Genomic DNA, 15,545 nt, shown 5'->3' with positions numbered 1-15,545 from the left:
GCGTTCCTTGTCAAAATAGCGAATAGCCTATAAAGTTATTTAAGTACGTAAACCTTGATATTTTGCATACCGAAGTAGGATGCGTCATTCGTTGGCAGGAAGATGTCTACACGCTCTCCCTTGATCGCGCCGCCGATGTCTGCCGCCTTCGCCACCATGCCTCCGCCTGGCAAATGGGGGGAATTGTATCCCGTGATATAGACGGTGGAACCGAGCGGAATCACCTTGGGGTCTACCGCGATGGTTCCCACTTTTAATGGATTGCCGAAGTAATCCACGCCAGCCCAGCCGCCGTTTTCCTCCGCAGAAGCCGTATAGCCGGTAGCTTTACAAGAGATGACACGGCTGAAAGACAAGGTTTTGCCGGCAGGGGTGGTAATGGTGCTTCCCAATTCTTTCGGAGCAGTGGCACTGGCAGCCACAGCTGTTGCCTTCTTGGTCTCCGGAAGCTGAATCTTTTGACCAATTTGCAAATTGGTCGGATCGACACCCTGGTTGGCGGCAAGGATCGATTGCAGGGGGATGTTGCGTTCCTGCGAAAGTTTGAAAAATGTGTCATCTTGTTTTACTTCGTAAGTAGCGGCAAATGTTGGGGTAGAGATACTTGCAAACAGCACAGCGCAAGCCATGGACGCCAACGTTTTTCTGGCTGACCACTTTTTCATCAACATCTTCTCCTTTCACATGCCTACGAGGTTAGTTGTCGGGTTCGGGTTAAGGAGGCTGCCCTACGCAATTGCGATTCACCCCAAATCGATGGCCGCATGTGCCATCGATAAAAAAAGTCCCCCGCACTTCTGTTTAGGAAGTTTCGGCGATAACAATCAATACAATATCATAGGTTCTTGTTTAAAATAAATGATAAATTTATAGTAGCGGTGTAAATCTTTACCCCTTGACAGTCAGGATTTTTCTTCATGTCTTTCCATGGTGGATGTTTTTAAGTCAATGTATACAAGGGATGGAATCGTTTGGACTGACTAAAAATACGTGTTATACTATAGGGAAAAAACGCAACGAGAGATAGAGGAGAGAAACAAATGAGTCAACTTTCAGACAGCAGGCGGCGCGCCTACCAGGAAAAGCAGAAGGACCACGCCCGCATGCTCATCACCTGCCCGGATCGGCCGGGAATTGTCTATGCTGTATCCCAATTCTTAGCCGAAAACGGCGCGAATATTTCACAGTCGGATCAATACTCGACCGATCCTGAGGGCGGCCGCTTTTTTATGCGGATCGAGTTTGACCTGCCCAATCTAGAGGAAAGATGCGAAGAGTTAAAGCGAAGTTTTCAGCCGATTGCAAACCGGTTTCAAATGGACTGGACGCTCGTAGAGGCCCGCAGGCTCAAACGGATCGCCATCTTCGTATCCAAGGAGGATCACTGTCTGTTGGAACTCCTGTGGCAGTGGCAGTCGGGTGCCCTGCACGCCGATATCGCAATGGTCGTCAGCAATCATCCTGATATGAGGGAAACGGTAGAAGCGCTTGGCATCCCATACCATGTGATATCTGTCACGAGCGAGACAAAGGCTGAGGCAGAGCGGCGGCAGATGGAACTGATGAAGGATATCGACCTGATCGTTCTAGCCCGGTACATGCAAATCCTCTCACCCCAGTTCCTGCGGGATTATCCGCAGCGAATCATCAACATCCATCACTCCTTCCTGCCGGCGTTCGTCGGCGCAAAGCCGTACGATCAGGCGTACAAGCGCGGCGTAAAACTGATCGGAGCTACCGCCCACTACGTGACGGAGGAGCTTGACGCAGGTCCGATCATCGAACAAGACGTCCAGCGGGTGACACATCGGGACGATGTCGAGGCGCTTAAAATGAAGGGACGGCAAATCGAGCGTACCGTTCTGGCACAGGCGGTCACCTGGCATCTGGAAGATCGCGTCCTGGTCTATGACAACAAGACCGTCGTCTTTCCCTAAGGGGAGAGACGACGGTCTTGGTTTGAATTGCATGCCGTTAGCTCCTGTTATTTCATTCGTTCCTTCAGGATCTCGGATACGTGTCTGATCACATCTTCTGCCTCGGGTCCGTGCAAGATCAGGTGACCCGATTCGGGGAAGGAGAGGAGACGCGTGTCAGCGCTTCCGACGTGTTTTTGCAAGTGGCAGGCGCTGACCGCCTGTACCGTGTCGTCCTTCTCACCCTGTACGATCACATAAGGACATGTCACCCGGGGCAGCAATCGCTTCGTTTCCGCCAGGAGCATGCGAAACTCCAGCATGCTCCGTATAGGGAATTTTGCCATCCCGTTCATGTAACGGGAGAGATGGGTGCGAAAATCGTTGCGCAGATTAACAGCAGCCTGTTTGATATCCCAGTAGTAAAAAGGGGTGTTGAGCGTAAACAGGTGGTGCACGGGATGGCGGGAGGCGATCTGCAGGGCTAGCAGGCCCCCCATGGAGAAGCCGATTACCGCGATTTTATCGCATCGCAGGCTCAGCCGTTTGTACGCTTCTACGGCTGAATCGATCCAGTCGGAACGCCTGCTTTGACTCAGCAGGAGGCGTCCGGCACCGTGCCCCTCGAGTGTAGGGCATTCGACAGTATAGCCCTGTTTTTGCAGAGCCATAGCCAGAGGCAGCACTTCGTGAACGTCGCCGGCAAAGCCGTGAAGGACTAAACAACCAAACGCAGACATCGTGGACATCCTTTCGAAAAGACCAACTCCTGTTGCCGAATCAGGCAGTTGGAGTTGGCTTTTGACACAGCTTTTTATAGGGAGGTGGTCTTGATCTGATCAGAAACCCGCAGGGGAGGCTGCGTGCAAGCCTGGATATCCTCCGGCGTGTACCCCGGAGCGACTTCTACCAGCAGCAATCCTTCCGGAGTCACATCCAGTACGGCGCGGTCCGTAATGATCCGGTTTACGACCTTTTTGCCCGTCAGCGGCAGCGCACATTGGTTTAAGATCTTCGGTTCGCCGTGCTTGTTGACGTGCTCCATGATCACAACGATCTTCTTGGCGCCGTGAACCAAGTCCATGGCGCCGCCCATTCCCTTTACCATTTTACCCGGAATCATCCAGTTGGCCAAATCGCCCTCAGCGGAAACCTCCATCGCCCCCAGAATCGCCAGGTCAATGTGTCCGCCGCGAATCATGGCGAATGATTCTGCGCTGGAGAAGTAAGCCGCTCCCGGGATTGCCGTAACCGTTTCTTTCCCGGCGTTGATCAGGTCGGGATCGACTTCCGCTTCGGTCGGGTAGGGGCCGATGCCGAGCAGCCCGTTTTCCGATTGAAGTACCACATTCATTCCTTCGGGGATATAATTGGCGACCATCGTCGGCATGCCGATACCCAGATTGACGTAGAAGCCGTCCTGAATTTCCCGGGCTGCCCGCATCGCCACTTGTTCGCGAGTAAGTGCCATGAAAATCCTCCTCTTTTTCGCTTATTTTTGTACGGTGAGCCGTTCGATTCGCTTTTCGAAGCGGGGGGCCTGGATCAAGCGCTGGACGTAAATGCTGGGAGTGTGAATGTGTTCCGGATCAAGTTCACTCACTTCGACAATTTCCTCAACCTCAGCGATGGTTACTTTTCCGGCGGCAGCCATCATCGGATTGAAGTTTTGCGCTGTTTTGCGGTATACCAGGTTGCCCAGCTTATCTGCCTTCCACGCTTTGATCAGGGCAAAGTCGCCCGTAATGCCTCGCTCGAGCAGGTACTCTTTGCCGTCAAATACCCGCGTTTCCAGCCCTTCCGCGATCGGAGTCCCGACACCGGCAGGCGTGTAAAATGCGGGGATACCGGCTCCGCCAGCCCGGATGCGCTCGGCGAGCGTCCCTTGGGGAGTAAGCTCCACTTCCAGTTCGCCGGCGAGGAACTGGCGTTCAAATTCCTTGTTTTCGCCAACGTAAGAGGAGATCATTTTTTTTATTTGCTTTTCACGCAGCATGAGACCGAGTCCCCAGTCATCGACACCGCAGTTATTGGAAACGACCGTTACGTTTTTTACTCCCTTGTCCCTTAGCGCGATGATCAGGTTTTCGGGAATGCCGACCAACCCGAAGCCGCCGACGAGGAGCGTAGCGCCGTCGTGGATATCGGCTACGATCTCGGAATAAGATGTAAAAATTTGTGCCATGTAATTCCCTCCCACTCTACCGATCTTTTTGGAAGATTCCCTGTTTTCAGAATATAATCGTTGTCATAAATCCGTTACGCTCATTGTACCAAATGTTGGGTAGGCGGGAAAGGGAAACTATTGTCCTTCAATTGCCCAGCGAAGCTGCAATACATCCTCTTCGTCTTCTCGCAAAATCTGGCTGACAAATGTTCCTTTTCGGGGGACAGATTTTACCCACCCCTCGAATTCCTAAGAAACAGGTATCCATTTTAGGTGAACGGCTCATAAAAAAGAGAGCGAAAATCAGGGGAGGAGGACTTTTCAGAGGGATGGTGCCAATCGTGCAGACAAGCAGTTGAAAATTTGCTGTACGGGGCCTGACTGGGAGAAAACAGGCTTTTCTTTCTTACGTATTCTCTGCTATACTTAGAAATTGAGCCAGATGTTATTTTTTGAAAAGCTAAAAGGAGTGCAAACTTGATGGCAGTAGAAGTGGGAAGCATCATTGAGGGGAAAGTGACAGCGATCAAACCGTTTGGGATGTTCGTTGCCGTGACTGACACAGAACAAGGCTTGGTCCATATTTCCCAAGTAGCTAACGGATTTGTCAAAGATATTAATGAACACTTTTCCGTTGGAGACACCGTAAAAGTAAAAGTGCTCTCCATCGATGATGCTGGAAAAATCTCGCTTTCCGTTCGCGCCGCATTGCCGGCGTCAGAGACCAGCTCTCGTGATGATCGCCGTGGCGGTGGCCCTCGCGGCGGCTACAACAAACGTGACAGTGCCAGTTCCTTTGAGGACAAATTGAAGAAGTGGCTGAAGCACAGTGAAGAAAATCTTGCCACCATCAATAAAAAGCAGAGCAAACGAGGCTATTAGGCCTTTCATAAATACGCTTGAGTGAAGAGGAACGCTTCGTTCCTCTTCTTTGTATTTGGGGAAAGCTATCCATAAATAAAGCCGCAAGTGGGCGAGGAGGTGAGCGGAGAATGATCGTGGAACAGGAAGAGTTGGAACCGGTCCTGCCGGGGGTGAGGCTGTACACGGTCACGTATGACAGTCAGGGCCTGCACGTGAAGGCGGCTATGGCCGTTCCCGACGGTGCCGGTCCGTTTCCGGCTTTGCTCTATTGTCGAGGCGGGATGAGGGAGATCGGCAAAGTCCGGATGGAGCGGATTTCGCAAATGGCAGCTTTTGGCTACCTCGTTTTTGCCCCTCATTACCGAGGAAATGAGGGAGCGGAGGGGAGAGATGAGTTTGGCGGAGCGGAACGTCACGACGTGTATGCCGCTTTTGCCTTGCTAAAGGTCTCTCCCTGGGTTCTCGCCGATCAAATCAGCTTGTACGGCTTTTCGCGGGGCGGAATGATGGCGCTCTTGGCGGCCATCGAATGCCCGGGCTTTCACAGTGCCGTGATCTGGGCAGGGGTGTGCGATCTGTTTCTGACGTATCAGGAACGGGTGGATATGCGCAGGATGCTGCGGCGAGTTGTCGGCCATCCGGTAAAAAACCGGCAGGCGTACCTGGAGCGATCCCCCGTCTACCGGGCCGGCGAGGTTTCCTGCCCGGTCTTGATCATCCACGGCACAGAGGACGAGAACGTGAGCAAGACGCATGCTGTGAAGCTGGCCGAGGCGTTGGCCGCCCACAACAAACCGCATGAGCTGTGGCTGGTTGAAGGGGCGGCACATTTGTTTGATTCCGCGCAGATCCGAGAGTACACGGTCAAAATGTTTGCCTGGCTGCGCCGGACAAACAGCCTGTCAGGTGCGCAGGCCGACCGGGTTGATCGGGTTGACCGGTAGCGAGATGATAACAGTCGTCCCTTCTCCTTCCCGGCTTTCGATGTGAATATTTCCGCCGTGGTTCTTGACCATTTGCATGGAGATGGACAGGCCAAGTCCCGTTCCCTGTTCTTTAAAGGAGAAAAAAGGATCAAAGACGTGAGGCAGGTTGTCGGCAGAGATCCCGATCCCGGTATCCCGGATAGACAAGTATACCATCCCGTTCTGTTTTTTGCTGTCGATGGAGAGCGTCCCTCCATGCGGCATGGCTTCAATCCCGTTTTTTATCAGGTTTAGAAGAATTTGCTTTAATTGCTCTACATCAGCTTGAATCGTTATCTCCCGATCGTACAATTCGATCATTTCGATATTATGCAGCAGTGCCTCTCCCTTCATCAGGGGCAGGATGGACCCAAAGATTTCCCCGATCGTCACGTTACGATAATCAGGCCGCGATGGTTTGGAGAGCTGCAGCATTTCGGTGACGATTTGATTCACACGTTCTATTTCCTTTAAAATGAGCGGAATGTGGTACGCTTTTTTCTCAGCGTCTGTCAATTTTCCCATCAGCAGCTGGATAAAGCCGTAAATGACGGTTAACGGGTTGCGGATTTCATGGGCGGCGCCGGCAGCCAGTTTGCCCACAAGGGACAGCTTCTCCGACTGGTTGATAAATTCCTGGACCTTTTCCTGCTCGGTGATGTCGGTCAAAACGACAATCCAGCCAATCGTCTCCCGGTCTTTATCCAGGAGCGGGGCGTAGGAGACCAGAGCGGAAAAGGTGCCGCCCCTTTGGTGGTACAGGATGATTTTGCGATTTTCAAACCAACAGTTGGTCTCCTCCGCGGCGGGCTGCTCCCATGGCGAAATCGATCCTTCCGGGGACAGCGGGAATGAGCCCTCGTCCAGAATGACCAGTTCCTTTGCCTTCTCATTCATGTGAATTTCCGAGGTCGGATAATGGCAGGTGATCACCCCGACCGGCAGGGAATCGAGAATTTGCTGTCGAACAATTTTTTCTGTCTCCAACACCCGCCGCTGCTCAAGGGCCTGTTGAAACAACTCCGAAATGTTTTGCGACATTTTACTAAACTCTTGTGCCAACTCGTTAAATTCATCATGATCGCTGCAGCTTACTTTTTGGCCAAAAGTGCCGCTTGATACTTTGCGAACCTCAGTAATCAAGGATTGAATCGGGAGAAGGAGCTGACGGCGGAAGTAAAGTGCGCAAAAAGTGCCGAACAGAATGGAGATGACGGAGAGTGTGTAGGTAATCCTCAAGGATGCATGCAGGCTGTCGTTCGTTTTCTCGAATTCCCATTCGGTCTGCTGTTCCAACAAGCGGAGCGACCTGTTCATTCCGTGTTCCAGCCGGGAGATACGCGGCTCCACGTCCTCTTCCAGAACGTAATTGATGGCTTGTACGTTTTCCTCTTTCAGCAGAGGGTTGATTTTATTTAAAAAGATGAAATCCAGATCGCGTAACAGGTCAATGACGAGAAAGAGTTCTTCATTTTCGTTTGTCTTTTGCAGCAGGTTAAGCTGGTTGTGGTTGATTAATTGCGCTTCGTATTTTTTCAGATAATCAGGCTGCTGCGTCGCAATGTACATATTCAAGTTAAAGGTTTTGCTGTACAACTGGTTTTTCACTTCCACCAATGTGCTCGTCAATGGCTGTATCTTCTTGGCGAGGAACATCTCCTGCGAAATCAGGCCGGTCATCTGATAACTGAACAAGCCGGCAAGAAAGCAGATCAAGAGGACCATCACAAGGTAGCTTAGCATCATTTGTTTGCGAAATCCCAGAGAACGAAAGCGAGACATGCTTGTTGCCTCCTGGAGATGTATTTCGTGCTTGATTCTCGAAGACCTTGACTGCTTCTCCGAGATGAGTTCGATCGTTTCTTTTTATAATTGCTGTTTTTCTGCATTCATTTTTTCCTTGATGAAATCAGGGACCATCGGACCGAATGGGCCCAAATGCACTCCGCCTTCCGCCAGTCCGTAGTAGATTTCACCGGCAGGCAATTGGCCGTTGAAGTATCGCTCAATCAGATTGTTATAGACCTGTTTTACGTCCAGGATCAAACTGGTCAGGACGTGGTTCGGAGCGATAAAGCGCTGGTCGCTGACGTAGCCGATGACGTAAATATTGGCTTTCTGGGCTTCTGTAATGACGGTCAAGTTGAAGCTGTCGCCAGTTGTGTAGATCACGTCAACCCCGTTTTGAATCAAACTGCGGGTGGCTTGCAAAGCTTGCTCTTTCGATGAAAAGTCAGGCAATTTTTGGACGTATGTCACAGTCGAATCGTCAGCGGTTGCCACACCAGCCTTAAAGCCCTCCTGTTGAGCGATTTCTTGCGGTTTATCGACGGCCAAATAGGCAACTTTATGGTTATTGCTCATCATGGCGGCAAATTTGCCTACCAAAAAACCGGCGGACCACAAGTCATAGCGGACCACTGTCTGATTCGGGTGAGCGGCTGTTCCGTTTACCGTGATAAAGCGCGTCCGCGGAAAGCGGGAGGCGGCTGCAGTAAAAGGGCTTGAAAATATAACGCCGTGCCCGATCACCAGATCGTACCCCTGCTTTCCATACGCAGAAACGGAAGAATATATCTGTTCAACATTCATATTATCAGCTACAGTCAGTTCGAACTTGTATGTATCTGCCAACTGCTGCAAGCTTTCAAGCGCAGTGCTGTTCCATCCCTGATCGTAAGTGGGGCCTTCCAATAGCAGAGCGATCCGAACGGTGTTGTGCGCCCCGGAATTTGACGATCTGATTTGGTTTAAATTGAAAAGGAACAAGAGCGTTAAGAAGAGTAGACATACGGCAACAATAACAACCAATACAGGCAGCCGAAAGATATACTTCATCATAGCTCAAATCGACTCCTTTCCTAACCTCCGACCCTTTCTCCAGCATTTGGACAAGATTCGACAAATTCCTCCGAAATCCTTCACAATGTTTTTTTCAAAAAAGGTAAGTTTTATTATTGACTTTCAAAAGAATAGATGGTATATTAATTTTTGTCGCCAAGCTAATAAGATTTCATAGAATGCGGTCGTGGCGGAATTGGCAGACGCGCTAGATTCAGGTTCTAGTGGTGGCAACACCGTGGAGGTTCAAGTCCTCTCGACCGCACCATCCCAACAAACAAATGAGTTGCCCCTATAGTTAAACGGTATAACAGATCACTCGTAATGATCAGTTCGTGGTTCGATTCCGCGTGGGGGCACCATTACAGTGAAAAACCGCACAAAGATGCGGTTCTTGTCATGATATCTAAACGTGGATACAGCGTACACCTCGTTGCGAATTGAATGAACGGTACATAAAAAGCCTCTTTCGTTGTCTGTTTCAGACGAATGGAAGGGGTTTTTGGTATGTCTTTAACAGGAAAACGCGAACCGAAGAAACGGCCACGTTCGTCTGGAGGAAATTCAAACACAACTACATAAGGCAGTATCGATGCAAAAGTTGCTCGACAAAGGGGGCGGCGGAACGCGAGGCGTTCTGTTCTTGAGGGGTTTGGGAATTTTAGGATTCTATTATTGGGTTTCATCAACAATGATTGCATGAGCCCTTGCAATACATATTTTTCGAAATTCTTCCGGTTCAATCCAATCTTCCGGTTTAAACTCATCGATAGGTACAACAGTAAGATCCTTACCAGGGTATTCCGCATCTACCTGAGCTGCAATTTCAACATATTGCTTGTAATAATCCTCTTTTTGTTTTTGAGTCAATTCTAAAGGAGCCGCCGAAGCTACTTCACCTTCATCGGATAAAAACCTGATTTTAATTGTTTTCCCTTCAGATAAAGGTTCAACTTTTGCAGTTTGTCCGTTAGGTAAAGGCTTAACTTCTGCTGTTTTCCCGTCTGCCAAAGGCTTAACTTCTGCTGTTTTCCCGTCTGCCAAAGGCTCAGCTCCTACTGTTTGTCCGGCAGCAAAATCCTCTGTCATCTGTTCTGTTACCTGTCCTCCTGTTTCCTCATTTGTAGTACACGCTGCTAACACGACAGTTCCAAGTAAAATCCCTGCATATACATATTTTTTCAACATCGCTCACCCTATAAGAATTATAAAATTATTGCTTCTGTATATTATATATGGTTTTCGCATGTTGCCTCAATTGTGGAATGAACGAATATCGAAGTGGCCTTGCTGAATGGTACTGCTTCGCATTTTGGGGGCAATTGGAAGGCGTTCCCCTTGGTGCAGGGCCGAACGATAGGACAGGTGAAGCGGAAGTATTTCTGCAATTTTAAAGCGATGAAAAATAAAAAATATTCATTGACAAGATGGGAGCGGATACGTAATATAATCAACAAGCAACAATCTGATACATTAGACATTAGATTTCAGTGAGGTTAAGTCTTCTAAGGAGGGGCTCTGATGGAGAAGAGACGTACAGCGATTGTTACAGGAGGTGCTTCCGGTCTAGGATTGGCGATTACAAATCGATTTGTCGAAAAAGGGTATGCGGTTGCCATTGTGGATATCGCCGAGGAGAAAGGAAGGGAACTCGTCCATCAGTTGAGGGAAAAAGCTGCGGACATCCACTTTATCGCAGGCAATGTAGCCGATCAGGAGCAAGCGCGAGATATCGCCCAAAAAGCGGCGGAAGCTTTAGGGGGCATCGACATCCTGGTGAACGCCGCCGGAATCATCAGACGAACACCAGCGGCTGAAGTAAGGGACGCGGAATTGATGGCTGTCCTGCAAGTAAACTTAAATGGCAGCGTTTTCATGTGCCAAGCCGTTCACCCTTATATGAAGCAAGCGAACGAAGGGTCGATTGTGAACTTCAGCTCCATGCTTGCCCACTATGGCAGTGAAAACCTGCTTTCCTATGCTGCCTCCAAAGGCGGGATCGTACAGGTGACGAAATCGCTCGCGGTATCTTGGGCAAAGTATGGTATCCGTGTAAATGCTGTTAGTCCGGGCTATATCGAAACACCGTTATCATCCGGAGCTACCCAGAATCCAAAGTTCCGGGAGCGCATTCTTTCTCGTACACCGCAGGGCCGGTACGGCAAGCCGGAAGAAGTGGCGGCTGTGGTTGATTTTCTCGCGTCACCGGAAGCCAGTTTTGTGACGGGAGTCATTCTTCCGATCGACGGGGGACTGCTGGCCGGTGATCCGATGCTGTATCCGCCTGCAACACCAATTGCTTAAAAAATGACGGAAAAGTGAGGGAATATCAAATGACATTGAATGAATTTACCGAAATGTTCCAACTGCCAGACCAAGCGATCGACACTACAGAAATCCCGTGGGTTCCGCAAAGCGACCGCGTGTGGTTCAAGCCGGTTCGTTTTGATCTGGCTACAGGCCGATGGATTAACCTCCTGAAAGTAAAACCAGGTGGAGCCGTGAACCGCCATCGCCACTCCGGCGGACAGGTAATGGCCTTTACGCTGCAAGGAGAGTGGCGTTATCTGGAAAGAGAGTGGGTCGCCAAACCAGGTACCTTCGTGTACGAGCCGCCAGGAGACATCCACACTCTCGTCGTTGATGGCGAAGAGGAAATGATCACGCTGTTCATTCTGGAAGGCGTCATTCAGTATCTGGATGATCAGGATCAAGTCACCTATCAAGACGATGTGTTCAGCAAGTTCAAGTTGTACAAGGAATACTGTGAGAAGCACAATATCCCGATGAAAGACCTGCAATTTTAAATCCTTTCCATAAACAGACAAGGAAGGTAGGGGGTTCAATGAAGCTCAATCATTTACTCACCGGGCTCGTTTCCATCACACTTCTGGCGGCACTGGCCGGATGTGGTGGAGGCGGCGGTGATGCAACCGGCAAGGTTGATGCAGCAGCAAAGGTGGATTACCCAACCAAGCAAGTGGAATTGCTGGTTCCGTTCTCAGCGGGGGGAGGTACCGATGCGGTTGCGCGCGCGTTTGCAGATGCTGCAAAAACTCACTTCGCCAAGCCGTTTGGTGTCGTCAACAAGACTGGCGGCGGCGGAGCGGTCGGGATGGCAGAAGGGGCAAAAGCAAAAGCAGACGGCTATAAAGTTACGCTGATTACAGCGGATGTGACCATATTGCCTCACCTTGGCCTGGCCAGTTTCAAGCCGGAAGATTTCAAACCGATCACGATGATCAATCAGGATCCGTCAGCGGTCACCGTCAGGACCGATGCACCATGGAACAGTTTGGAGGAATTCATCGAGTACGCGAAGGCCAATCCGGAAAAGGTACGAGTGGCCAACTCAGGAACGGGCGGCATCTGGCATTTGGCGGCGGCAGCATTTGAAGACAAGAGCGGTGTGAAGTTGCGCCACATTCCGTATGAGGGGGCGGCTCCTGCGGTTACGGCGCTGCTTGGTGGACATGTTGAAGCCGTCATGGTAAGTCCTGCCGAGGTTTCCGCTCATGTCACCTCCGGAAAGTTGAAGATGCTGGGAGTGATGTCGGATGAGCGTCTGGAACATATGAAAGACGTGCCTACCTTGAAGGAACAAGGCGTTGATTTGTCGGTATCAACTTGGCGCGGTCTGGGTGTGCCAAAGGATACGCCACAAGAAATTGTAAGCGTTCTTAAGGATGCTGCAGCGGAAACGGTAAAAGAACAAAGCTTCCAAAGCGTGCTGGACAAGATGAATCTGGGAAAAGCTTACCTGGATGATGCTGCTTTCCAGGAGAAGATAACGAGCGATTCAGCTATGTTCAAGGATTTGATTGACAAGTCAGGATTGAAGAAGTAGAACACGGTACAACGCGGAGAGGGGTCTTCTCCGCGTTGTTTGAATAAGGGGTGGCTGCAGGGGGATGAAAATGAATCGATACGCAACGACATTAGCCAGCGTTTTCTTCATTATAATGGGCGTTCTGGGCATTTATTTTGCCCGGCAGTTCCCTTCAACTATGGCAGAAGAAGTTGGACCTGCTTTTTATCCGACGGTTCTGTCCTGTTTATTAATCCTTCTCTCGATTCTCTTAATGGCCAAGGAAAGAAGAGAAAACAAAGAGACAAGCGAATCGAAGGAAGCGCATGTGATTAACTGGAAAATATCCTTGGCAGGCCTTCTTTTGACGAGTGTGTACTTTTTCCTCATCTATTTGGCGGGTTTTTATGTTGCTTCTCCGCTGTATTTTGTGGCCATGAAGTGGATGATCGACGGTCAAAGAAAATGGACGGCGATTGTTCCAGCGGTTGCAGTGACAGCTGGCATCTACGTTGTTTTCGCTTTATTGCTAAACGTCATTTTGCCCACTGGCGCTTTATTTTCGTGAATCCAGATTGAATCCGGTTGATGAAAGGAGAATGGCATGTTCGACTATATACTGCAAGGAGCAACTCACATATTCACACAGCCCATGGTCATGCTGATTTCCGTGCTGGGTGTCGTGATCGGTATTATTGTGGGGGCTCTTCCCGGTCTGACGGCCACGATGGGGGTTGCTCTCTTGCTTCCGGTCACGTTTGGCATGGAGCCTGTTTCCGGTTTAATGCTGCTCTCAGGTGTCTATTTTGGAGGAGTGTATGGCGGATCCATTACTGCCATTTTGCTCCGTACCCCCGGCACGCCGGCAGCCGCAGCTACAGCCATTGACGGCTACGCCTTGACGCAGAAAGGGATGGCTGGTCAAGCACTGGGGACGGCTACGCTTTCTTCGACCATCGGCGGAATCCTCAGCGTGATTGTGCTGATGTTTTTATCGCCTGTGTTGGCAAACCTGGCGCTGGAATTTAGTGCCCCTGAGACGTTTGCGCTGGCCGTCTTCGGTCTAAGTATTATTACCAGCATCTCGGGGAAGTCCATTTTGAAGGGACTCATCGCGGGTACGGGCGGGCTCCTGGTTGCTACAATCGGCCTGGACCCCATTTTGGGATTGCCCAGGTATACCGGCGGAATCGAAGAACTGATGAATGGAATTCCCTATATCCCGGTTATGATCGGATTGTTTGCCGCTGCGGAAGCGTTTAAGACTTTGGAGGAGGCGGCGGTCGGGGAAAAAGTGAAGGCGAAAATCGAACGGATTCTTCCCACCTGGTACCATTTTAAAAAAATGCTGCCCACCATCCTTCGTTCCTCCGGATTAGGCGTCCTCATCGGCATTATTCCCGGGGCGGGTGGAGATATAGCCGCTTTCGTCTCTTATAATGAAGCGAAGCGTTTCAGCAAAGAGAAAGAGGAATTCGGTAAAGGAAAATTGGAAGCAGTTGCTGCCTGCGAATCGGGTGCAAACGGCTGTACGGGCGGCGCTTTTATTCCTCTCCTGACGCTGGGGATTCCGGGAGATTCCGTAACAGCAGTCATGTTGGGTGCTTTACTGGTTCAGGGACTCCAGCCGGGACCAATGCTCTTTACAAATAACGGGGAACTTGTGTATACACTCTTTGTCGGTATGCTCTTTTGCTATATCGTGATGTTTGTCCTGGGGTTATTGGCGGCCCGTTATTTTGCCAAAGTCGTTGAAATTCCCAAGTCAATTCTGACACCCGTGATTCTCGTGTTGTGCATAGTAGGCTCCTACGCGATCAATAACAGCTTTTTTGACGTCGGCATCATGTTAGTCTCAGGTGTTATCGGATATTTCATGCAGAAAAAGGATTTTCCCGCATCTCCGATTGTTCTGGCATTGATTCTGGGCCCGATGGCGGAAAGCCAATTCAGAAGATCACTCGCACTGTCTGATGGCAGCTACGACATTTTCTTCACGCGGCCGATCACATGCCTGCTGTTGGTCTTATCGCTGATCACCTTATTCACGCCAATCATCAAGTCGGTTTTGAACAATAAGCGGTCCGCCAAACAGAGCATTCAAGGTACACACACATCAGAATAGGATTGTTTATTTTGATCTGTTACAATGAATGAAGGAAAATTGTTGAAGGATGGATGGTATTGTTCAAACCAGGCGTATTTGATAATCTGAATCTGCACGAGCGAGTCTATCTGTATTTGCGTGACAAAATCGTCCATAATCAGTTAAAACCAGGTTCGCGCATTGATTATGATGAACTGATGGCTGAATTGGGCGTTAGCCGAACCCCTGTGCGTGATGCCTTGAATAGACTGCAGCTGGATAATTTGGTAGAAGTGAGGCCGCGTTCCGGTACATTTGTCAGTACGCCCAGCAAAAAAGCCATCAAGGACCTTTATAATGTCCGCAAGCCGCTGGAATCCCTGGCCGTTGAATTGGCAGCCCCGTTTATTCCTGACGATTGTTATCTCAGGTTGTTGGAAGAGGCTGAGCTGGCGGAAGAGGAGCTGCGGAAGGGCAATCCAACAGCCTTCTTTGAATCCGATCGCAATTTTCATCGCACGTTGATCAGCTATTCGGATAACACCCGGCTGATCGTGATTATGGATTCCCTGGAAGTGCAGGTCAAGTGGTTCGGTATTCTCATGACCAAAAATCTGGACAGGCCGTATCGGGCTATCGAGATGCATAAAAAGATAGTAACAGCCATGAGAGACAAAAAGATCCAGGAAGCGAAACAGCTGATGGACATGCATATTGAAGAAGTTAAACAGGATATCATGAGTGACTTTTTAATGGATTGATTTTTAACCATACAGCTAAATCAAAGCCCTAGACGAGCGTCTAAGGCTCAGCCTGTAGACAAGGTTCCATAAGGAACGAAGTCTACAGGCTTTTTTGTTGAATTTGGTACTTATTTCCGATCATCGACTTGCGCTTA

At 49.9% G+C, this 15,545-nt stretch carries 16 protein-coding genes, 2 tRNA genes and 1 riboswitch; of the genes, 11 read left to right on the top strand and 7 right to left on the bottom strand.

What is annotated here, in order from left to right; translation table 11 throughout:
* Window positions 1-35: 35 nt before the first annotated feature.
* The gene (locus ACI7RC_RS13925; RefSeq protein WP_408108831.1) at window positions 36-665 is read right to left on the bottom strand and encodes a 3D domain-containing protein; all 630 of its coding nucleotides are present in this window, start codon (window positions 663-665) and stop codon (window positions 36-38) included.
* Window positions 666-669: 4 nt separating this feature from the next.
* Window positions 670-827: riboswitch (cyclic di-AMP (ydaO/yuaA leader) on the bottom strand.
* A 213-nt stretch (window positions 828-1,040) separates the two neighbouring features.
* On the opposite strand from ACI7RC_RS13925, the gene purU reads away from it, so the two are divergent.
* Window positions 1,041-1,937: a formyltetrahydrofolate deformylase gene (purU, locus tag ACI7RC_RS13920; RefSeq protein WP_408108830.1), complete on the top strand. Its 897-nt coding sequence runs from the start codon at window positions 1,041-1,043 to the stop codon at window positions 1,935-1,937.
* Window positions 1,938-1,984: 47 nt separating this feature from the next.
* Here the strand turns inward: purU and ACI7RC_RS13915 are convergent, their stop codons facing one another.
* The 3 genes from ACI7RC_RS13915 to ACI7RC_RS13905 form a co-directional block, all read right to left on the bottom strand.
* Entirely contained in the window at window positions 1,985-2,656 is a 672-nt protein-coding gene (locus ACI7RC_RS13915) for an alpha/beta hydrolase (RefSeq protein ID WP_408108829.1), read from the bottom strand.
* 74 nt (window positions 2,657-2,730) lie between these two features.
* Entirely contained in the window at window positions 2,731-3,387 is a 657-nt protein-coding gene (locus tag ACI7RC_RS13910; protein ID WP_408108828.1) for a CoA transferase subunit B, read from the bottom strand.
* 21 nt (window positions 3,388-3,408) lie between these two features.
* Window positions 3,409-4,101: a CoA transferase subunit A gene (locus tag ACI7RC_RS13905; RefSeq protein ID WP_408108827.1), complete on the bottom strand. Its 693-nt coding sequence runs from the start codon at window positions 4,099-4,101 to the stop codon at window positions 3,409-3,411.
* 462 nt (window positions 4,102-4,563) lie between these two features.
* Here ACI7RC_RS13905 and ACI7RC_RS13900 point away from each other — a divergent pair, with 462 nt between their 5' ends.
* Both ACI7RC_RS13900 and ACI7RC_RS13895 read left to right on the top strand, forming a co-directional pair.
* Entirely contained in the window at window positions 4,564-4,965 is a 402-nt protein-coding gene (locus ACI7RC_RS13900) for a S1 RNA-binding domain-containing protein (protein WP_019121311.1), read from the top strand.
* A gap of 110 nt (window positions 4,966-5,075) precedes the next feature.
* Window positions 5,076-5,891 carry an alpha/beta hydrolase family protein gene (locus ACI7RC_RS13895; protein WP_408108826.1) on the top strand — a complete coding sequence of 272 codons (816 nt, stop codon included), beginning with the start codon at window positions 5,076-5,078 and terminating at the stop codon, window positions 5,889-5,891.
* Here the strand turns inward: ACI7RC_RS13895 and ACI7RC_RS13890 are convergent.
* The gene (locus tag ACI7RC_RS13890; RefSeq protein ID WP_408108825.1) at window positions 5,850-7,694 is read right to left on the bottom strand and encodes an ATP-binding protein; all 1,845 of its coding nucleotides are present in this window, start codon (window positions 7,692-7,694) and stop codon (window positions 5,850-5,852) included. The two genes, ACI7RC_RS13895 and ACI7RC_RS13890, sit on opposite strands and share 42 nt — an antisense overlap.
* An 84-nt stretch (window positions 7,695-7,778) precedes the next feature.
* On the bottom strand, window positions 7,779-8,753 hold the full coding sequence (locus ACI7RC_RS13885) for a BMP family ABC transporter substrate-binding protein (RefSeq protein WP_408108824.1): 975 nt from the start codon (window positions 8,751-8,753) through the stop codon (window positions 7,779-7,781).
* Between the two features lie 181 nt (window positions 8,754-8,934).
* Between ACI7RC_RS13885 and ACI7RC_RS13880 the strand changes: the two genes are divergently transcribed.
* Together ACI7RC_RS13880 and ACI7RC_RS13875 are read left to right on the top strand one after the other, a co-directional pair.
* Window positions 8,935-9,021 (top strand) — tRNA-Leu (locus ACI7RC_RS13880).
* Window positions 9,022-9,041: 20 nt separating this feature from the next.
* Window positions 9,042-9,115, top strand: a tRNA-Thr gene (locus ACI7RC_RS13875).
* Between the two features lie 310 nt (window positions 9,116-9,425).
* Here the strand turns inward: ACI7RC_RS13875 and ACI7RC_RS13870 are convergent.
* A complete protein-coding gene (locus ACI7RC_RS13870) occupies window positions 9,426-9,938 on the bottom strand; it encodes a hypothetical protein (RefSeq protein ID WP_408108823.1) in 513 nt (170 codons plus the stop codon).
* Window positions 9,939-10,274: 336 nt separating this feature from the next.
* Here ACI7RC_RS13870 and ACI7RC_RS13865 point away from each other — a divergent pair, with 336 nt between their 5' ends.
* The 6 genes from ACI7RC_RS13865 to ACI7RC_RS13840 all read left to right on the top strand — a co-directional run bounded on the left by ACI7RC_RS13865 (window position 10,275) and on the right by ACI7RC_RS13840 (window position 15,408).
* Window positions 10,275-11,057 (top strand): SDR family NAD(P)-dependent oxidoreductase, encoded by a 783-nt coding sequence (locus ACI7RC_RS13865; RefSeq protein ID WP_408108822.1) that lies wholly within the window; start codon window positions 10,275-10,277, stop codon window positions 11,055-11,057.
* 29 nt (window positions 11,058-11,086) lie between these two features.
* A complete protein-coding gene (locus tag ACI7RC_RS13860) occupies window positions 11,087-11,560 on the top strand; it encodes a 2,4'-dihydroxyacetophenone dioxygenase family protein (RefSeq protein WP_408108821.1) in 474 nt (157 codons plus the stop codon).
* A 38-nt stretch (window positions 11,561-11,598) separates the two neighbouring features.
* Entirely contained in the window at window positions 11,599-12,600 is a 1,002-nt protein-coding gene (locus ACI7RC_RS13855) for a Bug family tripartite tricarboxylate transporter substrate binding protein (protein WP_408108820.1), read from the top strand.
* Window positions 12,601-12,670: 70 nt separating this feature from the next.
* Window positions 12,671-13,129: a tripartite tricarboxylate transporter TctB family protein gene (locus ACI7RC_RS13850; protein ID WP_408108819.1), complete on the top strand. Its 459-nt coding sequence runs from the start codon at window positions 12,671-12,673 to the stop codon at window positions 13,127-13,129.
* Between the two features lie 36 nt (window positions 13,130-13,165).
* Window positions 13,166-14,686, top strand: a complete 1,521-nt coding sequence (locus ACI7RC_RS13845; protein ID WP_408108818.1) for a tripartite tricarboxylate transporter permease — start codon at window positions 13,166-13,168, stop codon at window positions 14,684-14,686.
* A gap of 53 nt (window positions 14,687-14,739) precedes the next feature.
* Window positions 14,740-15,408, top strand: a complete 669-nt coding sequence (locus ACI7RC_RS13840) for a GntR family transcriptional regulator (RefSeq protein WP_408108817.1) — start codon at window positions 14,740-14,742, stop codon at window positions 15,406-15,408.
* The last annotated feature ends 137 nt before the right edge of the window (window positions 15,409-15,545 follow it).

It is taken from the genome of Brevibacillus sp. B_LB10_24 (assembly GCF_046036945.1).
In the GTDB taxonomy this organism is placed as follows: domain Bacteria; phylum Bacillota; class Bacilli; order Brevibacillales; family Brevibacillaceae; genus Brevibacillus_C.
The sequence above is the reverse complement of the archived record's forward strand: the minus strand, read 5'-3'. Positions and strand labels throughout refer to the sequence as shown.